At 39.5% G+C, this 24687-nt stretch carries 24 protein-coding genes; 13 read left to right on the forward strand and 11 right to left on the reverse strand.

Annotation, left to right across the window (positions count from 1 at the left end):
• The first annotated feature begins 135 nt into the window (after nt 1-135).
• From FHS59_RS03070 to FHS59_RS03080, 3 genes are all read left to right on the forward strand, one after another.
• Nucleotides 136-744, forward strand: a complete 609-nt coding sequence (locus FHS59_RS03070) for a hypothetical protein (protein ID WP_184492937.1) — start codon at nt 136-138, stop codon at nt 742-744.
• A gap of 3 nt (nt 745-747) precedes the next feature.
• Nucleotides 748-1266: a GNAT family N-acetyltransferase gene (locus FHS59_RS03075; protein ID WP_184492938.1), complete on the forward strand. Its 519-nt coding sequence runs from the start codon at nt 748-750 to the stop codon at nt 1264-1266.
• Nucleotides 1267-1543: 277 nt separating this feature from the next.
• On the forward strand, nt 1544-3922 hold the full coding sequence (locus FHS59_RS03080) for a tetratricopeptide repeat protein (protein ID WP_184492939.1): 2379 nt from the start codon (nt 1544-1546) through the stop codon (nt 3920-3922).
• 62 nt (nt 3923-3984) lie between these two features.
• On the opposite strand, the gene FHS59_RS03085 is transcribed toward FHS59_RS03080, so the two are convergent.
• A complete protein-coding gene (locus tag FHS59_RS03085) occupies nt 3985-4662 on the reverse strand; it encodes an OmpA family protein (protein WP_184492940.1) in 678 nt (225 codons plus the stop codon).
• 317 nt (nt 4663-4979) lie between these two features.
• Here FHS59_RS03085 and FHS59_RS03090 point away from each other — a divergent pair, with 317 nt between their 5' ends.
• The 8 genes from FHS59_RS03090 to FHS59_RS03125 all read left to right on the forward strand — a co-directional run bounded on the left by FHS59_RS03090 (nt 4980) and on the right by FHS59_RS03125 (nt 12737).
• A complete protein-coding gene (locus tag FHS59_RS03090; RefSeq protein ID WP_184492941.1) occupies nt 4980-6227 on the forward strand; it encodes an alkaline phosphatase family protein in 1248 nt (415 codons plus the stop codon).
• 4 nt (nt 6228-6231) lie between these two features.
• Nucleotides 6232-6633, forward strand: coding sequence for a group III truncated hemoglobin (locus tag FHS59_RS03095; protein ID WP_184492942.1), 402 nt, complete (start codon nt 6232-6234; stop codon nt 6631-6633).
• 77 nt (nt 6634-6710) lie between these two features.
• Complete coding sequence (locus FHS59_RS03100; protein WP_184492943.1) at nt 6711-7631, forward strand: formate/nitrite transporter family protein; 921 nt, start codon at nt 6711-6713, stop codon at nt 7629-7631.
• 111 nt (nt 7632-7742) lie between these two features.
• Nucleotides 7743-8378 carry a 3-keto-disaccharide hydrolase gene (locus tag FHS59_RS03105; RefSeq protein WP_184494474.1) on the forward strand — a complete coding sequence of 212 codons (636 nt, stop codon included), beginning with the start codon at nt 7743-7745 and terminating at the stop codon, nt 8376-8378.
• A 183-nt stretch (nt 8379-8561) separates the two neighbouring features.
• The gene (locus tag FHS59_RS03110) at nt 8562-9308 is read left to right on the forward strand and encodes a hypothetical protein (RefSeq protein WP_184492944.1); all 747 of its coding nucleotides are present in this window, start codon (nt 8562-8564) and stop codon (nt 9306-9308) included.
• 28 nt (nt 9309-9336) lie between these two features.
• Nucleotides 9337-10365, forward strand: coding sequence for a hypothetical protein (locus FHS59_RS03115; protein ID WP_184492945.1), 1029 nt, complete (start codon nt 9337-9339; stop codon nt 10363-10365).
• A gap of 79 nt (nt 10366-10444) precedes the next feature.
• Nucleotides 10445-11578 carry a hypothetical protein gene (locus FHS59_RS03120; RefSeq protein ID WP_184492946.1) on the forward strand — a complete coding sequence of 378 codons (1134 nt, stop codon included), beginning with the start codon at nt 10445-10447 and terminating at the stop codon, nt 11576-11578.
• Nucleotides 11571-12737: a hypothetical protein gene (locus tag FHS59_RS03125; RefSeq protein WP_184492947.1), complete on the forward strand. Its 1167-nt coding sequence runs from the start codon at nt 11571-11573 to the stop codon at nt 12735-12737. The genes FHS59_RS03120 and FHS59_RS03125 overlap by 8 nt, the downstream gene beginning before the upstream one ends.
• 74 nt (nt 12738-12811) lie before the next feature.
• Here the strand turns inward: FHS59_RS03125 and FHS59_RS03130 are convergent, their stop codons facing one another.
• The 10 genes from FHS59_RS03130 to FHS59_RS03175 form a co-directional block, all read right to left on the reverse strand.
• Nucleotides 12812-13267: an RES family NAD+ phosphorylase gene (locus tag FHS59_RS03130; RefSeq protein ID WP_184492948.1), complete on the reverse strand. Its 456-nt coding sequence runs from the start codon at nt 13265-13267 to the stop codon at nt 12812-12814.
• Between the two features lie 4 nt (nt 13268-13271).
• Nucleotides 13272-13733 (reverse strand): antitoxin Xre-like helix-turn-helix domain-containing protein, encoded by a 462-nt coding sequence (locus FHS59_RS03135; protein ID WP_184492949.1) that lies wholly within the window; start codon nt 13731-13733, stop codon nt 13272-13274.
• Between the two features lie 216 nt (nt 13734-13949).
• Nucleotides 13950-16907: a DNA polymerase III subunit alpha gene (locus tag FHS59_RS03140; protein ID WP_184494475.1), complete on the reverse strand. Its 2958-nt coding sequence runs from the start codon at nt 16905-16907 to the stop codon at nt 13950-13952.
• Nucleotides 16908-17518: 611 nt separating this feature from the next.
• Nucleotides 17519-17743 carry a type II toxin-antitoxin system RelE/ParE family toxin gene (locus FHS59_RS03145; protein WP_317168176.1) on the reverse strand — a complete coding sequence of 75 codons (225 nt, stop codon included), beginning with the start codon at nt 17741-17743 and terminating at the stop codon, nt 17519-17521.
• 94 nt (nt 17744-17837) lie between these two features.
• Nucleotides 17838-18044 (reverse strand): hypothetical protein, encoded by a 207-nt coding sequence (locus FHS59_RS03150; RefSeq protein ID WP_184492950.1) that lies wholly within the window; start codon nt 18042-18044, stop codon nt 17838-17840.
• A gap of 168 nt (nt 18045-18212) precedes the next feature.
• Nucleotides 18213-18449, reverse strand: a complete 237-nt coding sequence (locus FHS59_RS03155) for a DUF2442 domain-containing protein (RefSeq protein ID WP_184492951.1) — start codon at nt 18447-18449, stop codon at nt 18213-18215.
• Nucleotides 18433-18654, reverse strand: coding sequence for a DUF4160 domain-containing protein (locus FHS59_RS03160; RefSeq protein ID WP_184494476.1), 222 nt, complete (start codon nt 18652-18654; stop codon nt 18433-18435). Before FHS59_RS03160 ends, FHS59_RS03155 begins: the two co-directional genes overlap by 17 nt.
• 62 nt (nt 18655-18716) lie before the next feature.
• Entirely contained in the window at nt 18717-19277 is a 561-nt protein-coding gene (locus FHS59_RS03165; protein ID WP_184492952.1) for a pentapeptide repeat-containing protein, read from the reverse strand.
• A gap of 87 nt (nt 19278-19364) precedes the next feature.
• Complete coding sequence (locus FHS59_RS03170) at nt 19365-20174, reverse strand: creatininase family protein (protein WP_184492953.1); 810 nt, start codon at nt 20172-20174, stop codon at nt 19365-19367.
• Between the two features lie 44 nt (nt 20175-20218).
• Nucleotides 20219-22090, reverse strand: coding sequence for a tetratricopeptide repeat-containing sensor histidine kinase (locus FHS59_RS03175; RefSeq protein ID WP_184492954.1), 1872 nt, complete (start codon nt 22088-22090; stop codon nt 20219-20221).
• 770 nt (nt 22091-22860) lie between these two features.
• Here FHS59_RS03175 and FHS59_RS03180 point away from each other — a divergent pair.
• Together FHS59_RS03180 and FHS59_RS03185 are read left to right on the forward strand one after the other, a co-directional pair.
• Nucleotides 22861-23559: a ferritin-like domain-containing protein gene (locus tag FHS59_RS03180; RefSeq protein ID WP_184492955.1), complete on the forward strand. Its 699-nt coding sequence runs from the start codon at nt 22861-22863 to the stop codon at nt 23557-23559.
• Nucleotides 23560-23583: 24 nt separating this feature from the next.
• Nucleotides 23584-24402, forward strand: a complete 819-nt coding sequence (locus tag FHS59_RS03185) for a ferritin-like domain-containing protein (protein ID WP_184492956.1) — start codon at nt 23584-23586, stop codon at nt 24400-24402.
• The last annotated feature ends 285 nt before the right edge of the window (nt 24403-24687 follow it).

Here is a 24687-nt window from a genome sequence, read left to right on the forward strand (position 1 = left end):
TTTCTTCCTCGGTCAATTTATTGAGGAAGTTTCGGTCTGTGAGACACAGACCGGGGTGAGGGATTTTAATCTTAGGGCAATATTTTTTTCTGGAATACAATTAATCAGTAGTTTTCTAGCCCCAAATTAGGTTGCATGAAGTTTATCCCGATTCTTGTTTTCTTCTTACTCAGTGTTTCTCTTTCGGCTCAGACCAAATATCGAGATGAGATGGGCAGGTCTGTTTCCAAAGATGAATTCCAGAATAAGATATTGAACGGACCATATTTCGGAGTGCCCAGTGAGGATCCTGAGGTGATGATGTTGATCTATCGAATGCCTTTTGGAAAGGTGGAACCGGAGATTTTCTACGAGAAATTGGGAAAAGCGCAGGATCTCAATGAAGGCAAATCCCTGATTGTCGTTTATTATCCGGGAAAGGATGAGTGCAATTCTACAGGCGACAATGCCAACGATACCCGATACTTTCAGAAAAGTCATGACTATCTGTTGAAAACGGCAGCCAAGCGAAATGCGGGTGAACCGGCATATATTTTCAAGAACTCCCATGGGTTGGAGAAATACCAGGGAATCATGACCTGGATGCCTGATCCTGATGGAGTTTTCGAAAATCAATTTTTTAAATTTCCGTATCCTTGCAGAAGTTTCGTGGTGATTCATCCCAGCGGAGAATACCGCGCGATTTTGGGGGAGTTTCCCAATAATCAGATCGATCAGGCGCTGAAAATTTTGAACAAGAATTAAACAATGGGTTCTATAACGATTGAGGAAGTTAAAGCAGGAGAACTTGAGGAGTTGGTTTTGATGGCCAGAAAGTCATTTTTGGAGGCTTTTACTGCAGGAAACAAAATCGAGAATGTGTATGCCTACTTGGATGAAGCTTTCACCTTGCCGCAGTATCAAAAAGAATTCTTGAATCCCAGCTCCAAGTTTTTTGTGGCAAAAAAGGAGGGGAAAATCATCGGATATACCAAAGTGAATCAGGTTCCGGCACAGACAGATATCCATGATCCAAGTAGTTTGGAGATTTCCCGGCTGTATATTTTGGAGGAGTTTTTAGGAATAGGTCTTGGGAAGGATTTATTGGATTATGCTTTTGATTTTGCCAGAAAGCAAGGCTTGGAATATGTCTGGCTGGGTGTCTGGGAGAAGAATGCACGAGCAATCCGATTTTATGAAAAGAACGGTCTGGTGAAATTCGGGACGCATCCTTTTCCTTTTGGAGATGAAATCCAAACGGATTGGTTGATGAAAAAAAGTGTTTAGCCAATCCTAAGGGGAATAGTGAACAGCTGAACAAAATCCTTCTTGAAGGGAAATTTCCGGAAGAGGAGAATTGAAAGAAAATAGTTTATTTTTATTTTCAAGCTTTTTAAATTTTCTCTGTTTGCTTAACAACTGACGGGTGATTTACTTGAATTTTAGAAGTTCAAATTAGGCAATTCCCCCTTTCTAAAGGGGGCAGGGGGATTTAAACAAGATAGACGAAACATAATTTTACTAGGTAAATTCATGCGGATACGCATAAATTAGATTAATCAGAATGAAGCTGAAACCGATTTTTTGGATCCTGTTGATTTCCTTCTTAGGAGCTGCCTTGTATTTCCAGACTTACAATTATGGCTATTCAGGAGATGACGGGATTTACGCCTATTTCAATAGAGTTACCCAAAAAGGATTGGAAGAATGGACCGAATTGTTCAAGTATGGTTCCATGAATTTCATCTCCATCAATCCGGTCAACACAAGTATTTACAGGCCATTTACCTTATTGACTTTTGCCATTGAATACCAGATTTTTGGCGAGTTTAATGCCTCCAATGGTCATATCCTGAATGTGATTTTATATTTCGGATTATTGCTGATTTTGGGCAAATTCCTGTTGATTTTATCGGAGAAAAAGAATTTACCGGTATTTGTCCCGCTGTTGATTTTGGCTTTGTACGCAGTACATCCGATCCATACAGAAGTGGTGGCTTCGGTCAAAAGTAGGGATACCTTACTGGCATCATTATTTGCCTTTTCAGCAATTTTGCTTTGGGTTTCTTCCGAGTCAAAAGTTAAAATGCTAAAGCAAATTGGGATCGGGATACTTTTCTTTTTGTCATTGATTTCCAAAGAAGAGACGATTACGTTTTTGGCTTTGGTGTTTTTGATTGCTTATTTCTTTCAGAATAAAACTGTCGTACAAAGTGCCAAAGAGGTCCTTCCTTTTTTGATTCCGGTGATCCTTTACATGGTCTTTAGAGGGCTGGTACTCGATAAGGCAGCGACTACCTATGACTCCAAAATCAATTCTATTCTATACGGGCTTTCGGGTGGGGAGCGCTTGGCGACCAACTTGTATATCTATCTTCAGTATCTGAAATTATTGATTTTCCCGCACCCGCTTTCTTGGGATTATTCATTCAGTCAGATCGATGTACAGACTTTCCAGAATCCAATTGTCTGGTTGAGTTTGTTGACTTTTGGTGTGTTGATTTATTTCGCTGTCAAAGGCTTTAAAAAGCGAAGCTTATTTAGTTTCGGGATCCTGTTTTACCTGGCTACATTCTCCATTTTTGCCAACCTAACAAACTCACTGACTATCGGCTCCAATCTGGGAGAGCGATTTATGTTTATCCCTTCTCTGGCTTTTAGTTTTCTGGTGGTCTATGGACTTTACCGTTTGTTGACCTATTATAAAATTGAAAAAAGTTCTTTAGTGACCTTGCTGGTGCTTGTTCCCTCTTTATTGGCATTTTCATGGAAAACGGTGGATCGCTCTCCGGTTTGGAAAAACGGATTAGCACTCTCTTCTTCAGGAGTAGAAACAGCTCCAAAAAGCTGGAGAACACATGTGATGTATGCAGAGGAACTGAGGTTGGAAGCAGCCAAATTGAAAAAAACTTCTCCAGATTCTGCCAAAGATTACTTTGCCCTGTCTGTTGTACACTTTGACAAAGCCTATGAGATTCTGGGCAAAGATGCTCCCGTTTCTCAATATTTGGCACCGTTGGCGGAGGTGTTATTGGGAGTTGGTGATACTACACGAGCAAAATTGGTTCTCGAAGAAAGCATCAAAAAACAGCCCAATGTATATTTTTCAAAATTTAAATTAGCGGCCGTTTCCTATGAAGAAGGAGATTTTGAGAAGGCAAGAAAATTTTACTTGGAGAGTTTGAAAGCTGATAAACCAGACCTGTATGCCACTTATAAAAACCTGGGTTTAACCTATATGAGGTTAAACGAAAAGGAAAATGCGATTTCTTCTCTCGAAAAAGCAGTCGAAATCCAAGATGATCCTGAGCTAAAGCGAAATCTCGCTTACTTATATACAGAAATCGGAGACCTTGAAAAGGCGGAATCCTATCAATCGGATGACGATGATTTTTCGGTGGAGGAAACAGCTTTTTTAATTGCTTTGAGAGCTGGGAATGATGCTTTTGAGAATAAAAACTTTGCTTTGGCGGCTGCTGAATATGGGAAGGTAGAATCAGCATTTGAAGAGTTTGGAGGCTCGGAGAAATATCCATCTTACTATGCTGCTTACGGAAAATCACTTCTTGAAACCCGAGATACCTTGGCGGCGAAAGCTAGATTCTTAAAAGCGTATCAATCTGATCCTTCTAATTCTGTCGTGTTAACCAACCTTGGGACGATTTCCTTTTTGAAGGATAAAAATTATGCGAATGCTGAAAAGTATTTTAGAGCTGCCGTGGAAGCAGGGCATGAGGATCAATTCTCTGCTTTAAATAATCTTGGTACAGCACTGATCGTGCAAAGGAAGGAAAAAGAGGCGATTGAAGTTTATGAGAAAGCCTTGCAATATGGTACCAGCAAGTCAGTTCTTTCCAATTTATATCTGTTGAATAAAGCAGTGGGGAATGAAGATAGAATGAATTTCTATCAGGAGCAGTTACAAAAAATCTCCAATCAGTAACCAAAAAGAAAGGCAACCAATCGGTCGCCTTTCGGATCTATAAATAGGGCTCGTCGATCAGATTAATCCTGACCTAACTCACCTCGTTCAGCCATTTTTTGCATCTTTTTGTTTGCATAAATTGCTACCTCTACACGTCTATTTTGCTGTCTACCGGCTTCAGTTTCATTTGTGGCAACTGGTTGAGCCTCTCCATAAGCAGCTGTTTCCAATCTTGATTTTTCGACTCCTAGATCAGTTAAGTAATCTTCTACGGAGTAGGCTCTCCTTTTAGAAAGATCCAAGTTGTACTCATCCGAACCTGTGGCATCGGTATGACCTTCTACAAGAATGTTGGTGTCTTCATATTTCTTTAAAGTCTCTGAAAGCTCAGATAAATTTTCTTTGGAATTAGAATTCAGATTTGAATCATCCACTGCAAACATCAACCCAGAGTCGAAAGTGATTTTGATACCTTCACCTACACGCTCTACAGTTGCTCCTTCAAGATCTCTTCTCAATTCCTCGGCAGCTTTGTCCATTTCGTTACCGATAATTGCACCGGCAGTACCACCGATAGCAGAACCGATCAAAACACCTGTTGCGGTATGGTCCTTACCAGCAATTACTCCACCTAGAACACCTCCGGCTGCACCACCAATGGCACCACCTTTTACGGCATTACTGGATTTACAACTTACAGCTCCCAAACTAGCGGAAGCAATCATCATAGTATAAAGAATTTTGTTGGTCGTTTTCATAACTTTTTTGTTTGATGAAATCTTCAAGTTCAATTCACATACCATTGCGAATGCAGGCTATTTTGGCCGTTTATTGGGATTTCTCATGGAAATAAATTCCCGAATTTGGGGAGAGATCCACAGTTTTTATTGCTGATTTTGGGAATTTGGTTGAAAAGAAAAAAGGAAAAAATAGGGTCTATGAAAAACTATAAATACGCTTCATCAAGAAGCTATTCTTTGTAATTTGATCAGAAAGTGAAAAGGATCAAGGTTACTTTACATGATTTCATTGGTTTCAAGTTTTCAACAGGTATTTTCGTCTAAATTCTTTTCAAATGAAAAAATTACTTATTCTCATCCTTCTTTTAGTTTTTGGGCTTCAATTCTTTGCCTTCTCGCAGGATAAGAAGGAACCAGTGGTGATTTTGATCTCTCTGGATGGTTTCAGATACGATTATGTGGAGAGATTCCAACCCGAAAATCTAAGCAGATTTATATCCTCGGGAACCGCCGCAAAGTCCTTAATTCCATCTTTTCCAACCAAGACTTTTCCTAATCATTACACCATTGCTACCGGGATGAGGCCGGAGCATCACGGCATCGTGGACAATTCCTTTTTTAACCCGGAGAGAAATCAGGTTTATCAAATCAATAAGAGGGAATTGATAACAGATGGAAGCTGGTATGGAGGTACGCCGCTTTGGGTTCTAGCAGAGAAAAATGGGATGAAAGCAGCCAGTTACTTTTTCGTTGGTTCGGAGGCAGATGTACAAAAAACAAGACCAAGCTACTATTTTGATTATGATGCTAGAATCAATAATCTGACAAGAGTCAGTCAGGTTTTTGAATGGCTTCAGATGCCGGACTCTATAAAACCGCGAATGATCACCATGTATTTTTCGGACATGGATGACGTTGGTCATATGTATGGGGCGGAAAACGACGAAAAGCTTTCAGAGACCTTGTATCGCCTGGATAGAGAACTAGGAGCTTTAATAGAAGGAGTGAAAAGCCTCGATCAAGATGTGAACATAATCATCGTTTCTGATCATGGGATGGCAAACGTATCAGCAGAAAAGTACATTCCTTTGGATAAAATCACGGATGGGGTTTCAGGAAAAGTTGTTAATAGCGGTGCATTGGCACATATATACCTTGATGATCCGGCTGATAAACTGGAAGCGATTAAAAAGTTGAAAGAACGGGAAGTAGGTTTTGTGGTTTTTGATCCGGCAGATAAGAATTATTATCAGGATATCAGTGTTTATGGAGATCGGATTGGCGACATTATCATCCTAGCTGATCTTGGGAATTACTTCATGGACAATGAGGAATATCGGGAAGTGATTTCCAGAAGAATGAGGATGGATGAAACTTCGGTTAGAGGAACGCATGGTTTCAGTCAAAAATATCCCGAAATGCATGGGATTTTCTATTCCAATGGCCCACAAATCAAAGAAGGAATGAAGATCGATTCGTTTGATAATATTCATATTTACCCATTGATCTGTGAAATTTTAGGATTGCCTGTACCTGAGGATATCGACGGAGATTTGAAGGTACTCGAACCGATATTGAAATAATAAGATGGATAGAATAGATATCAGAAGTAGAAAAGAAGTGGATTTTTTGGTTCGCAGATTTTATGATCAAATTAGGGTTCATGAGACACTGGGGCCGATCTTTAATGGGGTTGTCAAAGATTGGGATCATCACCTGATCCATCTCTCTGATTTTTGGGAAATGATCCTTTTACAAACCGGGCCCGGAGCCGGTAAATTTAATCCAACCAAAGTTCATCGAGAGGTAGATTCGGCAGTTGATAATAGCATCGAACAAGCTCATTTTGGCAATTGGCTGGAACTATGGTTTAATACAATTGATCGGTATTTTGAAGGCGAAGTGGCCGATTATGCAAAAGAACATGCCAGAAGGATGGCTCATATGTTATTTATGAGGATTTGGGAGGCTCGAGTGGAGAAGTCTTAAACTTAAAATTTCAAATCAGTTCATTTACTTATTTTAGTATGGAAACGTTTTTGAAAGGAGCAGCCTAAAACTTGACTATGGAAAAAGAAGATAAAAATCTTGAAGCGGATTTGAAGAAGCAGGCGGCTGAAGAGAAAAGGGTCGCTGCGGAAGAAAAAAAGAAGCAGAAAGTTATAGATAAGGAAATCCAAGGCACCAAAAAAACGGGGAAGGATCTACCAAAATCACATGGGGAGATATTGCGGGATCAGATTTCTGATGCCCAGGAAACCTACGAAAAAAGCCCAAGTAGTCTGTTTTTAAGTTCGATTACAGCAGGATTGGAAATAGGATTCAGTTACTTGATGATCTGTACGGTATTTTTCTTTTTTGGTGGAAGAATGGAGGAAGATGCTGTTTTTAAAATGATTTCTCTGGTGTATCCTCTGGGGTTTATTCTGGTGGTTTTGGGGCAAAGTATCCTCTTTACTGAACAAACAGCTTTACTGACTTTACCGGTTTTGAATAAGAAACAAACGATTGGTGCGATGCTTCGGCTGTGGGGAATTGTCATCAGCGGGAATTTGATCGGTGGTTATATGATGGCTCTGATTCTAAACTGGCTCGGTCCAAGACTTGGTATTTTCAATTCGGAAGTAGTTATCACCATTGCATCTCATGTGGTGGATTCTGCTCCTCAAGTAATCCTGGTCAGCGCTATTATAGCAGGCTGGTTAATGGGTTTGCTGTCTTGGTTATTGGCATCGGTAAGAGATACGATCAGCCGAATTGTGATGATCTTTTTGATTACCTCTGTATTGGCTTTCACGGGATTGCATCACAGCATTATCGGCAGTATTGAGGTGTTTTCGGGAATGCTGAATTCAAATGAAATCAGTTTATTGGATTATCTTTCATTTCAAAGCTTGGCCTTATTGGGAAATGCCTTCGGTGGAGCAATTTTCGTGGGATTGATCAAATACAGGGCATTTGTGTATAATATCATTAGCAACAAATAGTAGACATCAAAACTCCTTCCTATGAATTTCCGACTATTCTCTTTTCTCTTGATCGCATTTGGGTCTTTTGGTTTTTGGCAATGTAATTCCAAAGAAAAAGTGGAGGAGAAAATGGAAGTTGAGAAGAAAATGGAGCCCATCTCTTTATTCAATGGGGAAAATCTGGAAGGCTGGCATATGGATGTGCCCGACCTCGAAGCAGATAGCAGTCTGAGAATCCCGTTTATCATTCGTGATGGTTTGTTGGTGAGTTTGGGGACTCCTGAGGGGCATTTGATCACAGATCAAGAATATGAGAATTACACCTTGGAACTCGATTACCGATTTGCCGGTGAGCCGGGAAATTGCGGCATTTTGGTTCATGCCTCTGAGCCAAGAGCTTTGTATGATATGTTTCCGAAGTCCATTGAAGTTCAATTGATGCATTCCAATGCAGGGGACTTTTGGTGTATTCAGCAGGATATCCAAGTAGATGATATGGAAAGTCGCAGGGGTCCAAAAGAGGATTGGGGCGTTTCTGAAGGAAAAGAAAGAAGAGTGAAGAATCTAACAGATGATTCTGAGAAGCCACTGGGCGAATGGAATCATATCAAAATCACTTGCGATGGAGATAAAATCACTGTTTGGCTCAATGGAGAATTAGTCAATGATGGCTATGGGGCAACAGCGCAAAAAGGTCAAATTGCCTTGCAGGCCGAGGGGGCAGAAGTCGAGTTTAAAAACATTTTTTTGACAGAAATTGAATAAAGCCAATTCCAATCAATAACATCCGTATTGCTATCGGATATACATTAAAAAAATCCTATATTTTAGAGTTGTAAATTATTGTTGTTCAATTTATTGCTTGATTCTCTAAGTAAAATTATAGTTCAAAATTGAATTATTTAAACAGGAGATTCCAGGCAATTCCATCAACTCAGGATTTTTAGAATGGAAAAGTACCTGGTCATTATTAATTGGCGAACTTTTGTGGCTTTAGCCATTACCGCCTTGACTACACATTTTACACTGGAGAAAAATTTCCAGTATAATTTTGATCTGACAATGATCAGTATCGCCATTATTTTTCCTTTGGTATTTACGATTCGTGGAGCTTTCAAAAGAAGGGAAAAAGCCATTGAGCATTTGTCCAAATTCAAATCCGGTTTGATCACAGTGGATATTTGTCTTCAGAGTCAGACTAAAATCGGAGAGGAGGATAAGAAGGCTTTGAAGCAGATCATTGAGAATATTTCTAGGTATTTGTTGGAATATTTAGGTCCAGAACCGACCCCAATTGAGACTGTAAGGGCTGAAGCAAAGAAAATCAGCGATTATATAAAAGAGAGGTCAGTTTCCATGAAATTCAATGCCTCCCTAAAAATTCAAGGGTTTATGAGAGATGTGCTGCAGTCGATTGAAAATACAGCCGCGATTAAGGAGCATAGAACTCCTACTTCGATTCGTGCTTATTGTTTGATATTCATTTACTTATATCCAATTATCTATATTCCTTCTATCTATTTTAGGTTGCTGGAAGGAGGTTCGAAAAGTGATTCTTGGATCCTATATTCTTTGGGTTTGATTTCTTCTTTTATCCTGATTTCGCTTTTTAATGTACAGGAGCAATTGGAAAATCCATTTGATCAAAAAGGAGTAGATGATGTGAAATTGGAGATGTTTGATATGAATAAATAGTTTTTTGAGGATTTTTAAAATGAAGGTTATGAAGGTGTTACTAAGAGGGTTTTTATTTTGTTTTTCAATTTTCTTTTTGGCATCCAAAGGGTTTGCGCAAGAGTCATTTGACCTGTTTGCAGATCAGGAACCTGTGGAAATCCGAATGAAGTTTTCTGTCAAGGATATTAAAAAAGATTCCAATGATTCGACCTATGTCGAAAGCTTTTTACAGTATAAAAATGAAAACACTGGAGAGTGGGATTCGCTGGACATAGATTTGAGAGTTAGAGGGAATTTTCGGTTGAGCAATTGTTTTTATCCGCCACTTCGGGTCAAAATCAAAAAGAAGCAGGCGAAAGAGACCATTTTTGATGGAAATAGAAATCTGAAATTAGTCATCCCTTGCAACAGGCAGAATGGTGCAGACGATGATATTATCAAAGAATATGTCTGCTATAAACTTGCCGAGCCGGTGACCGAATATTCATTTCAAACCAGACTGGTAAAGGTTTATCTCGAAAATGAGGACGATAAAAAAGGAGAAACCACTGAATTGATGGGTTTTTTCATCGAAGATGATGATGAAGTTGCTGACCGATTTGAAGGTGAGATTTTGGATGGTAAAAAAATCCTCGGAACCTTACTCGAAGACTCCGCAGCTGTAAGACATGACTTTTTTCAGTTGATGATTGGGAATACAGATTGGTCTACCATGTTTCAGCACAATATGAAAATCCTAAAACTGGATTCTAAAACTGTGGTTCCTTTGGCTTATGATTTTGATATGACAGGGCTTGTAAATCCTCCTTATTCTCAGGTGAGTAATTTGGTAGACATCGAACATGTGACAGAGCGATTGTATCGGGGATATTGTAGGGAAGAATCTTTGATGCAGGCAATCAGGCAGGAGTTTTTAGTAATGAAGCCAGAGCTTTGGGAGCTTGTAGGTTCTTATGAAAGCATGATCAGCAAAGGAGATTTTAAGGTTTTTACCTCCTACCTCGAGGAGTTTTTTATGATTTTGGAGAATGATAGGATATTTGAAAATCAAATTTTAATGGCCTGCCGAAAATAACTTTTAACAAAAGCTAAGGTGTTTTAACAATCAGCAAAAGTCTCTGCTTCTATCTTGTGGTTGGATTTAAAAACACGATATGAAGCATGTATACTTTTCATTTTTAATCCTTCTGATTCTTGAGGCTAGTTGTACCGAAAAGAAAGCAGAAGCGAATTTTAAGCAGAATTTTCAAATAGAAATTACTGATTCCTTACAGATAGATTATCTGGGTGATTTGTGGATTCAAGATTATGATTCGGTTTCTCAGGAATTTGTTGCTGTGACCAAAAACGATCAGGAACTTTTGTTTATCGATTCCAAAGGAGAAATCACATCCAACTTGAAGATTCCTTTTGAAGGACCCAATTCAATGCAGGGGATATTCCTGCTGTCTTATAGAAATGAAATGTTGCAGATTTTGAGTTCGGTAAGCGGCTTTCATTTTGTCACAAAGGTTGGGGATTTTAAACGGTCAATTTTATTGCCCTATCAATACATCATTCATAACAATTCCATAGATCCGGCATTTTCTTCTATAGGAGAAAAGATTGCCTATTTCAAGCCGGCGAGTTTTGGGGACGAGGGCATTCGTGATGTAACAGATTTTGTAAAGTATTTGTACAGTGCTCCATTTTTGGAGGTTTTGGACACAGTTTCTATGGAGAAGCATGACACCATGGATTTTCCGAAAACTTCCTTGTATTCCGACGGGAATTTTTATTTTTTTCCTTTTCCTAAGATCCAAAAGCTGGGGAGTAAATGGTATTTACATTTTTTCTATGAGTTGAAATATTATGTCTATAAGGAAATGGGGGATGAAATTGTGTTGGAAAAAACAGTTGATTTGGAAGTGAAAGATGCTGTCTTGCCAAGGGCGGAAAATTTTGAGGTGGCCATGGAATACACCACTAGCGATCAACGACCAGCTTCTATCTTGCAACTATATAGAGATAAGGGTAAAACGATCGTTTTTTATAAAAAGGGCATCCAAGAGGAACTGGTGAAAAACAGCCTTTCTGACCCTAGTGTAGAGCTTGATGATAAAACTTTTGCAGCGGTATTTGATGAGGAAAATAAGTTGATCCAAAATGAAATAGAGGTGCCAGAGGGTTTGATTTTTAGTAGAGCAATGACTGAAAAGGGTGAAATTCTTGCTAAGAAGAACCAAGACTTTTTCGGGACGGAAGAGGATCAGGTGGTTTATTATAAATTGAAATTAATTGATGAATAAGTTTAAAGCTGGTTTTTTAATCATTTTACTTTTTGGGTCTTTAACATATGGCTGTACTGAAAAACGTGTTAAAAGTGTAAAACAAGATGGATTTGGGCTCATTGTCACAGATTCCTTACAGATTGATTATTTGGGAGATCTGTGGATTCAAGATTATGATTCTTCCAGTCAACAATATCTTGCATGGGGAGATGGAGATAGAGAAGTTTTGATTTTGGATGAAAGAGGTGAGATTTCTTTCACATTTAATTTCCCAACTGATGGCCCGGATGCTTTGCCTGGATGGATAAACCCTATAGGTTTAAATAATGATGGAATTGAATTGATGGCTGTTCCAAATGGGTTTTATCGATATGATTTTCAAGGGAACAGGGTTTGGAGTTTTAAAATGCCTTCAGAATATTTTTATGTAAATGGGATTAAAGGAGATCCTTTTTATTCCTTGGGGAAGGATATGGCATTTTTAAGACCAGAGAAGGGTGAAATGGACTGGGACGAAGGATTGAGTGATTTATTCAAAAAAATCTATCAATCTCCGATTTTGGAGGTTCTTGATACCGTTTCCCAAACCTCACGATATACCATGTCTTTTCCTCCCAACTCCATTTATAGCGATGGAGATTTCCATTTTTGGACCTTTCCTACAGTTAGTAAATCAGGTAAGGAATGGATTCTTTATTTTAGAAATGAGTTGAAATTTTGGGTTTACGAAGAGGAAGAGGGTGAGGTCCTTTTTAAAAAAGAAGTCGATCTTCAAGTGGCAGATGCAGTTGCAGAAATTGGGGTTTCGTTTGAAAAAGCTAAAGAGTATAATGAATTAACGGCTTATGATTTTCCTGGATCTATTCAGGAGGTCTATCGAGGAAGGGATAAACTATTGGTGATCTATCACAAAGGAGTTTCTAAAGACCTAGCAAGACAATTTGACCGGAATAGTCCAGACGGAAGAAGGGAAATAGAAAGGCTAAAGAGGAAATACCTGGCTGTTTTTGATTTGGATTTTACTCTTTTACAAAATGATATTCCTGTTCCTGAAGGCTTGATTTTCACTACAGTCTTGACCAAAAATGAAGAGATTTTAGTTTTGAAACATCAGGATTTCTTCGGAACAGAAGAGGATCAGGTGGTTTATTATAAATTGAAAGTTGTGGAGGAATAGGGAAGAGCGGATGATTAGATTTCAATCTCATACGCTTTTAGCCTTCGGAAAAAAGTGGATTTCCTAACGAAAAATCATCTGACTATCCGCTGGTCAAGTTGTAATGAATATGTTTTGAATGCGATGAGGTTGAAATTTTCTGAAAGTGGGTTGATCACAAAATTCATTGAACTTGGATCCACTACGGAAGGAACTGCAAAACAGAGAAGGCCTGAATGAAGTAAGTTAGAGCCATATTCCTGAGAGGCTTTTGTGGGAGGGAGGCTGTTCCAGTTTTTTGGTAATTCCGTTTTTTCAGGGTAGAGAAGGAGCTTGTCCGGAATCTGAATTTCCATGATCGAGTAGAGAATATATCTCTCAGATGAGAACAATTCAGGATCTATTGTCAATCTTTCTAAGAGACAGGATGAGATACTAGATCCAGCATAAATGGCAGGAACCCCAACTTTATTCCAACGTCCTCCATAGCGTTTGGCTCCTTCACCACTGAGATCGTTGTATTGTGTCAAAGCAATTCGATAGACAATCATCTTCTCAAATAGCAATACCGTATTGAAGTTTCATGATTTCTGATTTGAGAAGGTCTATTCCTTCCGAAACGTCAATCAGATCAAGGGGCTTTCTATTCCCTAAAGTAAAAAGTGGTCGATCCATCCATCTTTTAAAGCCTTCTTTACCAAAGTAATTGATGCCTAAAGCATATAATGATGCGAGTTGATAGATTTTTTCGGATTGGATCGTGTCAAAAACTTCCTTTCGCTGCAAGGTTTTGGAGGAGACTCCCAAAGCAGTGGCTAGTGTATTGTAATCCATACCGGATAGCTCTTTCAGACTGTCGAAAGACTTTCTAGGCAAACCTTTACGGAATACTTCCAATCTATCGAAAGGCTCGTCCAAAGGATGATCATCAATATGTAGAATATCAGATACAGAAAGATTTGAAGTCTTTTCATAGGCAACTGCCGGCTCTTTGACTTTGGAAGATTTTTTTGCCATGACTGAAAGGGAAAATTGTCTTTTAATATAACGTAATTTGTCCTAATTTGATTTTTTTCCTAAATTTTTTTCTACAATTCACTTAAAGATCTGCAATGGAAGGGAGATCAGTCTTGACATATAATTCGATGGAGGCTTCAGATAATTATCCAGACATAGGCCTTTCTATATCTTGTGATTTATTCATTTTAAATTTCACATTCTCCAATTTTAAATTCACTCACCCGCATTCCAATACTCCAGTCTTTCACATTTGCTAGCTTCGATGCTGTAGAAGTCAAATTCGGCGGTGACTTTACCTTCAATCAGGTAGATTGCCCGACCTTTGAAAGGATATTTTTTGACCACGGGAGGGAAGTGAACCGTATCGATCCAGTGACCTTCCCTGTCGATGAAAGTACCGAAATTCATCACATCTCCTTTGACTGTTCGGGTGTATTTAACGGTCACTAAATAGCCGACAATCTTCACCGTCTTGCCCAGATAGCTCTTGAGTTCGGCAGCTTTGATCCCACAAATGTTTTGATCTTTGATCAGGTGAAAAGGGGAGTCCAGCGGAAATTCCAGAATATCGATCTGGTCGACGATTTCCTGTCTGATGTCGATTTCTTCCAGTTGGGGTACTGCAGGCTGGCGAAAGTTGAATCCGGTATTTTGTTTAAAGAGATCAGTAGGGCCGGGAATCGCTTTCCGCTTGTTCAGAATGAAATGCGCTTCCCAGAGCAGTTCCTGCTTGGTTTTGCCTGTGAATCGGAAGCAATTGATCCGAATTAAAATCAAGAGTTGCTCCAGGCTGATTTCTACACGTCCACAGAAATCCGCCAGTCCGAGGAAGTGACCGTTTTGTCTGCGCTCAGTGAGGATTTTTTCCACGGAAGCTTTTTCCAGATACTTGAGATGGATGAATCCGAGATACACTGTTATTCCGGTAATTCGGGTCAGATACTCACTTTCATTGATATGCGGAGCTTGGATGTCCGCACCGTTCATTCGGAGTTCGTGGATATAAAACTCAGTATGATAAAAGCCTCCAAAGTTGTTGATCACTCCCACCATAAATTCCAGTGGGAAATAGGCTTTGAGGTAAAGACTTTGGTAACTCTCCACAGCAAAGGAAGCGGAATGTCCCTTCGCAAAGGAATATCCAGCAAAGCTTTCGATCTGATGCCAGACTTCCCCGGCGATTTTATCGTCATGTCCCTTTTCCCGACAGTTGCTGAAGAAGCGGTCTTTCACCCGTTGGAATTCATCTTTGGAGCGGGATTTTCCACTCATGCCTCTTCGTAGTACATCGGCTTCTCCCAGACTCAAACCGGCGAAGTAATGCGCCACTTTGATTACATCTTCCTGATAGACCATAATGCCATAGGTTTCGGGCATGATATCGGCGAGAACAGGATGAGCGATTTTGCGTCGCTCCTCATCCACATGGCGCAAAATGTATTCACGCATCATTCCTGATCTCGCCACTCCCGGACGGATGATGGAGCTGGCAGCGACGAGTTCCAGGTATTCATCAGCTTTCATCTTTGCCAGCAGCATGCGCATGGCAGGAGATTCCACATAGAAGGCACCGATGGTATGCCCATCCCGGAGATGTTCTTTGATTCTTTGATCTTTTTTGAATTGCTCCACTTTACGGATGTCTACTTTTACCCCTTGGTTTTGGTAGATGATCTCGATTGCACTTTTGATATGCCCCAAGCCTCGCTGGCTCAGAATGTCAAACTTATGCAGTCCGATGTCTTCGGCTACATGCATGTCGATGTGTGAAAGTGGGAAGCCTTTGGGAGGCATTTCCGTCGCAGTATAGTAATGAATGGGTTTGTGTGAAATCAAGATTCCGCAGGCATGAACCGTCAAATGGGAGGGCATATCATGCAATACCTGACTGTATTTGATGATGAGTTTGCCAAATTGATCCGGTTCGAAATAAGGCTTATCAGCAAAATGAATCAGAGACTCAATGTCGCTTTTGGGTAAGCCAAAGACTTTTCCGAGTTCACGGAAGACAGAGTTGTACTGGAAGGTGCTATAAGCTGCCAAAAGTGAGACATGTTCCTGCTTGCCCTGGTTGTATTTCCGGAAAATATAATCGGTGACTTCATCCCGGTCTTTCCAGGAAAAGTCTATGTCAAAGTCTGGCGGGTTTTCACGATAGAGATTGATAAATCGCTCGAAATACAAGTCCAGTTCGATGGGGTCCACATCGGTGATGCCCAGGCAATAGGCGACGATGCTATTGGCACCGGATCCACGGCCCACATGGTAGAAGTTGCGCTGCTGCGCAAAGGTTACGATGTCGTAATTGATCAGGAAGTAGGAGGTAAAGGCCTTTTGCTGGATGAGTTCTAGTTCCTTCTCTATACGTTGGGAAATCTCGGAAGTCAAGTTTGGATAGCGGGAAAGTGCTCCCTTGAAAGTTTCCTGACGCAGGTAATCATAGTCTTCCCAGTCTGAACCTAAGACATCTCGTTTGTTTTTGACGGCTTGGAAGTAGAAGGAAAACTGGCAATGTTCCAGTAATTTCTGGGCATTGGCGACTAGGTAGCTGTGGTTTTCGCAGCGTGCCACCGAATCAGCATAGCTGTAGAATCGATCGCTGGGATCGCCTTGTTCTTCCGTAGGGAGTTTGCTCAGTAGCGTGTTCAAGTCTATGCTTCGCAAGAGTCGATGGGCATTAAAATCAATTTTGGAAGTGAAAGTCACAGGTTGGAGCATGACCAGGCGGTCTTTCATACGAAACCAGGGTGAGGAGATCAGACGATTGAGTTGGGTGGGATGGACGCCGATGTATTCATTTTCCCGAAGGGTAAAAAAACGATCCGGTAGGGGATAGATGATAAAGCTGTGATCAAAAGCCGGAGCTCGCTTTCCGAATGGTTTTTTATGAACCAAATGATCGGAAAGATGGCTGTTGAGTTCGAAGAAACCTTCTTGGTTTCTGGCCAATCCGATGTATTGCTGCTGACTTCCATTTCTGAAATCTATGCCGATCACGGGGTGAATCCCAACTCTTTGCGCAGCCCGGATAAATGGAAATACTCCTGCGGTACAATTGATATCTGTCAGAGCAAAGGCATCCAATCGCTTGCTCTTCGCCTCCTCGATGAGGGCATCTACGGATAGGGTGCCGTACTTAAAGCTGAAGTGAGAATGACAGTTGATAAACATGGTTTTTAATAAGATATAGTCGCTTCGCTCCCGAGATACATCCATCGGATGAGATATCTGCTTTTAGGCTATCTTGGACTATCTACTCTTAGAGCTATCTTTTTTCAGATTTCAGACTTTAGCTTTCTGAATTTTATAGTATTTCACCGACCACAGGGAGGTTTATTTCCACTGTATTTCAAGTCTACTTCTTTTAAAAATGTCAATTATATTAACATTTTAATGTTTATAATGTAGTCAAAATGTAAGCTGGAAAGCAAGAGGATGTAAAGAATTGTCAGAATTCCTACTTACAAATACTTTAGTAAGAAAATCATAATTGAAATCACCACTCCTATCAGAAGTATTAAAAATTGAAATTTTGCGGATTTGGAAGATTCCGAGTTTTTCATTAAAAGTATAAAATGATTATCCGCAATGAGCCAGTAGTTAAAGGTTGAGTTTAGAAAATCGCGGATAATCGTCCACCGATGACAGTCCACTGCCTACAGCACTTTGAAAGACACTTCAAACACTTTTTTCTTTGAGGACTGGTAAGAAAGCGGATATATATAAAGTATAATATGACTAAAAATGGAAAAATAATTTCCTGTGAAATTGAGATTAGAAAACTACAAATTAATCTGACTTAGAAGTTCTTTCAATTCGCTATCCTTGATCGTTTCTTTATCTGATTTATCATAGACCGAAAGTAAATAGACCGTTGTCTCGGTAATTTTAACAAAAGTAATAACTCTTGCTCCTCCAGACTTCCCTTTTCTTTTGGAAGAAATGATCATTCGGATTTTAAAACAGTTTTTACCTAGAGGTGTTCCCTGAAAAGGATTTGTCTGCAGTGTTTAAATAAGGTTTGAAAAATCTTCTTTTAAAGAAGGGTACTTTTTCGCCAATTTTTTTAGCTCTTTCCCAAAATTAGGAATGGCGGCTACTTCATAATTCATCCAATAAATCTTTTCCGGAGATAGTTTTGATTTTACCTTCTTGGACAAGATTCAATTCTTCCACAGAGCGTTTTATGTTTTTATAGACATTTGCCTTATAGGAAGATATAGGCTCCGCTTTGACAAACTTGAAATTTTTCAAGAGCTCCATGATAAAATCAGCTTTTTGATCCTCTATGTCTAATAATACTTTCATTTAAACTGGTGTTTACCCAAATATACGTTATTCAAGAGTAATCGGCTATTATTAGAAGTGAAGCTAAACTAAGAAAAAAAGAATTGTTTTACTGGGTGCCATTTTAAACCACAATACCAAAATAAAACCGAAGCTTTTGACTTCGGTCGACATGGTTTATTAGCGCGGTTAAGATATCAATTCACTCACTAACAAATCTTCATCTAAATCTTCCCAATGAATACCTTCTCCTCCTCCGATGAATCTCCAATTATTCAATTGTTCAAGCGAAGCTGATCGAAGTTTCGGGAACCATTCTAAAGGAATACTTATCTCCCTTCCATCTTCCATATAAATGGTCATCTTGTCGATCGTAAAACTAAGATCGGAAGCTAGATTTGATTTTAATTTAGTTAAAGTATTCATTCCATTTTTCTTTAAAGAATTCAATCTTTGAGTTAATAATGATACGGATTTCTCGTGATTCCGATGCTTTAAAGTTCCTCGAAGAACTTAATTCTACTGGTTCAAGAAGAAATTTAGCCGTTTTGCGAGACTTTTCTACATGAATATGAATTGGTAAATGATCATTACTATAGAAGAAAAACCGAAAGCCATTTTCAGAGTAAATCGTAGGCCTAAACTAAAATACGAAAATATTGGAAGCTTTTGACTTCGGTCAAAGTGGTTTTATCATCCAATCTTAATCCCATACTTCCCAAGCAATCCCGGAAGCCCATCCAGATCAAATCTAGCGCCTTTGATGCGGTTGAGCTCTGGATCAATGCGGTAATTTTGTGCTTCCCGGAAATCTGCTTTTTCTAAAACCGTCTGGTCAAATACAGCTCCGCTCAGTTCGGAACCGACGAAACTGCTTGCAGTCAGATTTGCCATCGTGAAGTCTGCTTCCAGCATTCGACAAGAGGAAAAAACGGTCTTTTTTAATTGGAGATTGTAAAAACCGCAATAGTCGAGTTGACAGTTTTTGAAGGTGAACTCGATCAAAAATGGGTTACAGCTTTGGAAGTGGATCCCCAGCATTTTGCAGCTTTCAAAAGTAACCCCTCGGAAAGAAACTCCTGGAACTTTGCAATTACTGAGGTCACAATTGGTAAAACTGCAATCCTCGAAACTAAAACCCTGAAGATTCATCCCTGCAAAATTGCATTGGGAAAAACTGCAACCTTCATATTCACCAGGCTGGAAATTTTCTGAGTTTACATTGTGAAAGTTTAGGTTGGAATGATAAGACATTGTACTGAAATTTATGGAAAAATGGTAGAGGTCTTCGGGACCTCGTATCCCGAAAATAATCGGGATGTATTTTGTAAATCACAAATCTCATAACCCCGCCATATCCCATTTTCGGATTGTTTCTTTGATCAATGCCGCTACTTTAGCATTGACTTTCTGGAAGTATTCTTTGGCTTGCGATTCATCAAAGTTTGGATAGCCCTGACCTGCCTGATACAAACCAATGCTGGAAGGGAAAGGAACAGCGGAGTAGGTTCCTTTTTCGGGATACGCAGTAGCCATATCTGGATCATATTTTTCTTTATGAACCAATGTAGGGTCAATGGCTTGAATGTAAGCGGTTTCATTAAGTCCGGCATGTCCTCCATCTTCTTTGAAAACCTCCATCGTTACATCAGAGGCATAAGACCACCAGTTGATTACTAAAGTTCGCACGCCCAATTCATTGGCAATATCTCCGGCAACTTTTTGTAAAACGGCAGTTTGTCCGCCACCATGACCATTGAGAATGATGATGTTTTTGAATCCGTTTTTGGCAAGGCCTTTTAGAATGTCACGGATAAAAGGTGCGTAGGCTTCTTCCGTAATCTGAAAGGCTCCAGGATAAGCTGCCATACTTCCGGTGATCCCGTAGTTCAGGGTAGGAGCGATCATGGCATTCAATTCATCTGCCATATCCATTGCCATAGCTGAAGGAGCTGTATTGTCTGCGCCATTATTGACTACGCCGTGTGGTTCCAAAGTACCGGTAGGTAGTAAAATGGTATTGATTTTTTCAGGGACAAAATCCGCAAATTCCATCCAGTTGATCCTATCCATTTCGCGGGTGGAAATTTGCTGAGAAAAAAGAGGGAAAGCGATAAGTGAAATAAGGGAAAGGAGAAAAAGTTTTTTCATGATCGGAAAGGGGAAATATGATAATTCGGGAATTATTTCTTGTGTCAGGAATTGGTTTTCTCAAAGCTAAGAATGATTTCTGTCCCTTCGTTGGGTTCGCTTTTGATAAGGAAGTGCCCGTTGTTTTTTTCCATAAACTGTCTTACCAAAAGCAGTCCCAAACCTGTTCCTTTTTCTTTCTGAGTGCCTTCAGTTGATTTGACACGGACTACACGGGAGTAAATTTCTTCTATTTTCTCTTCAGAAATCCCGATGCCTTGATCTTTGATATGAAGGTTGATGAATCCATCCTTTTCATTCTCAGAATTCCATAAAGTTATCTTACTGTTGGGGTTTGAGAATTTGATTGCGTTTTGAAGGCAGTTTTGTAAAATGATCTGTACTTGTTGCGGGTCTACATTTACCGTGAGATGATCGATCAGGGATGAAAAATCGATGGTAATATTTTTAGAAACTGTCTGATAATCCAACTGGCTGATTTGTTCTTTAATAATTTCTACCAGATCTGTTGGAGTTCTTTTGGTGATAATTCCGTCGAGCTGTGCATGAGACCATCCAAGAAGTTTTCGGATCATTTCATCGGTATCCGAGACTTGTTTAAGAAGAAGTTTTCTCGCGGTTTTTTGTTCTTCTTCATCTAGAAATCCATTTTCTTCCAGTTCCAAGAGTTCTTTGACCGAATTAATAGGGGTTTTGAGGTCATGAGAGAGAATGGAAAACAATTTGTTTTTTTCTTTATTAATAGCCTCTAGTTTTTCGTTTTGGATCTGGATTTCCTTTTGTTTCTCCAAAAGAACCTGATTTATTTTTTCTTTCTGTTTGATGACTCTTCCATACAGAATGAAGCCAATAATCAACCCGATCAAGGCGATTATCAGAATAATGGTGAAGCGTTTATTGAAATTGGCGCTGCTTTCGGCAAGTTCTTTCTTTTGTAGCAAATCCTGATTTTCAGCATTGGCTAAAAGAAGCTGTAAGTAACTGATTTCAGCATTTTTATTTTCATTATATAAGCTGTCCGAATAGGCTTTATATAGTTTGGAGTTTTCTAATGCTTTATCAAATTGATTTGTTTTCTCATAAGCTCTCATCAACGCATTTGAAAGCCTTCCTTTATCCCAATATCCTCTCGTTTTAGACACGTAAGTTTTGGCAGTCTCACCAAAATCTACAGCCTTTCTGAGATTCCCTTTTTCGAGTTGGATTTCGCTCAATCCGGTATATGCAAATGCATTTGCCCAATTGGTGAGTTGTCCGGGATAATTTAAAACACGATTATAATATTTCTCAGATTCTTCAAGCTTTCCTTCGTCAAAATAGATTTTACCGGCTCTGTTTAAAGTCATGGTATAGATTACCCTGTCCTGATGGTCTTTTAAGTATTCCAGAGCCAAGTCAATGGATTGATGTGCTTTGTCAAACTGACCTAGATCAGACTCACCGATACTTCGATTGAAATAATTTCTTCCAACACCGTAACTGTCGCCGAGTTTTTTATTGATTTCGATACATCGATTAAAGATTTCAATTGCTTTTTCCAGCTCATTTTGACTTAAATAAATCAGACCACGTCCATTTAGTGCATAGCTTAAACCTGATTCATCTTGAGTATTTTTAAAAATTTCAGAAGCAAGGGAATAATACTTGATCGATTCTACATAATCACCTTCCACATAATAGAGTGTCCCGAATAAATTAGCGATTTTCCCAGTTTTGTTTTCGTCTTCGATTAGGCGCGCAACAGAATCAGCTTTGGTCAGATAAGCGAAAGCGCTATCCCATTCCACATAGAGATACTGCTCGCTTTTTTGGATCAGAGAATCTAAAATTACCTCAGATTCCATTTTAGTAGAAGTTTCCTGCTGCAATGGGATAAAAGCCCAAATCAGGGAAATCAATAAAATAAAATTGGGCATTGAATCTGGGTAATTGTTAGGACTAAACAGTTTTAAAACGGAAAGATAATTTACTTGGGATAAATTTAAAAAAATCCCTCGCTGAAAAATATTTTCTCAATTAAGGCTTAATTTATTGAATAATAGGTTTGTATGTCTTTGTTTGCTCAAAAAAATTTAAATTTCTTTAGAGAAGAATTAGTACTATTTAAATGTAAGGCAAGTTAAATCTCATTATTCGAAATTTCACCGGCACCAAAAATCATAATCTTCAATTTTTGGATATCGGTCCAAAAGTTCTTCTTATTTCATTTTTAATTGATCATGGGCCTAATTGGCACTGCTACCAATTAGGCTAATTAATGATCCATTTTACTTTCATCAAAGAAATTGCTTGATATGAAAATGGTTAATGTGAGCAGCATAGCAAGCCCTCAAAGCGAACCTTCAAAATAATTTTTCATGGTTTTTTCGAATTTTTTATTGAAAAATTTTAATTGATAAAAATTAGTGATGTTTGGAAGGCTTCGAAAAACAACTAACTGTTTTTCAGTTAAATATGAATTGAGTTAAAGAATTGATTGTATTATTTAAAAGTGTTGTTGGTATTTTATTGAGATATATTTTTTTCGAATCTGCCAGGTAAAACCAATTTTTTGTTACCACTCAATCCAGTTAGCCCTTCTACTTCGTAATTCTTTCCAAATCATCCGACCGAATCTGTTTTGGTCAATGGTTTCATTTTTTTCCATGGAAAACAAAACCGGATTATTAACCTAAACACAATTAAAATGAAAAATGAATTAATCAAGCCTAAAGGACTTGTGACAAATACCAACAGAAGGAATTTCCTAAAGTTTGGTACGATGTCAGTAGCAGGAGCAGGGTTGCTTCTAATGGGCTGTAATGACGATGACGATATGATGCCTCCTATGATGGAAGGTGTGAGCCTTGGTTCTGGAGATATCGGAATTTTGAATTATGCTTATGCATTGGAGCAGCTGGAAGCAGCATTTTATGCCACAGTATTAACTGGAGGATATTTCGCAAATGCGAGTGCAGAAGAAAAAACCATTATGGGTGACTTGGAGAAGCATGAGCGTGCTCACAGAGAATTCTTCAAAGCAGCTTTAGGAAGTGCTGCCATTGCAGATTTGGAAGTTGATTTCAGCTCCATTGACTTCAATAGCAGAACATCCGTTTTGGGAGCAGCCAAAACCTTTGAAGATCTTGGTGTTGCAGCATATAATGGTGCAGGTCAGTTTATCGAAAATGTTGATTACTTAGTGATAGCGGGTAAAATTGTTTCTGTTGAAGCGAGACATGCGGCAGCTATCCGTGATTTGATCAATCCAGGTTCAGATGATTTCGCAGGAGATGATCTGATTGATGCAAACGGTCTAGAACGTACACTGAATTTTACTGATGTATTGACAGCAGCGTCTACTTACGTGAAGACACCGATTGACTTCAGTCAGTTGCCAAGCTAATATTCACCTTAACCACAAGAAGAAATGAACTTATTAAAATTGCTCGATACGATGTGTCCGGACACAAATAGTCCGGAAGAAAAAGATATGTTTTTCTCCAGAAGAGAGGCCTTTCGCCAGTTTGGAGATCTCAGTAAGAAAGTAGCGATGGCTGCAGTGCCACTGGGTGTTTTGACAGCTTTGCCAAAAGTGGCTAAAGCAGATACAGAAAGCCTGATTGGCGTATTGAATTACGCGCTGACACTGGAGCATTTAGAATATAGATATTATCAGACCGGTGTAGAGTCAGGAGTGATCGAAGGAGCAGACCTGAACATTTTCACCAAAATTCGTGATCACGAGTTGGCTCACGTCAACTTCCTCACTGAGGTGATCGGAAATGTACTAGGCGGTATGCCAGTAGCAGAACCAGAGTTTGACTTTACAGCAGGAGGAAACTTCTCTCCATTTATGGATTACCCTACGTTCTTGGCACTTGCACAGGCATTTGAAGATACCGGTGTAAGAGCTTACAAAGGACAAGCAGGGAATGTGATGGAGTCTGATGTAGTTTTGACAGCGGCACTTTCCATTCACTCTGTGGAAGCGAGACATGCGTCTATGGTCAGAAGATTAAGGACCAAAAAAGGTCAGGATACAGTGAAAGGTTGGATCACCAATGGATCGATAGGATCCCTTCCAGCAGCCACTCAGGCGATTTATGCGGGAGAGGAAAATGTTAGCCATGGTGGAGTAGATGTGACTGCATTGACAGGCATCGATGCGGCTGCGGTTTCTGAAGCTTGGGATGAGCCATTGAGCAAAGACCAGGTTCTCGGAATTGCATCACTTTTCTTAGCATAATTATTAGTTGGGTTGGGTGGCGAGATGTCATTTCCTTTGGAGATGGCATCTTTTTTTTGTTTAAAGTTGAAATAGGCCTGTGGCGAAATAGAGTCGCTTCGCTCCCAAGATAGGCTACGCGAAATATAGCTTCGCTGACATAGGGTCACTTCGTTCCTGAGATATGCTACGCGAGATATGCCTTCCTCCCTTCGGAAGGCAGCCGGCGAGATAGGGTCGCTATGCTCCTGAGATAAAGTCGCTTTGCTTCTGAGATAGGCTACGCGAAATACAGCCTCGCTGAGA

It is taken from the genome of Algoriphagus iocasae, assembly GCF_014206875.1.
In the GTDB taxonomy this organism is placed as follows: Bacteria; Bacteroidota; Bacteroidia; order Cytophagales; family Cyclobacteriaceae; genus Algoriphagus; species Algoriphagus iocasae.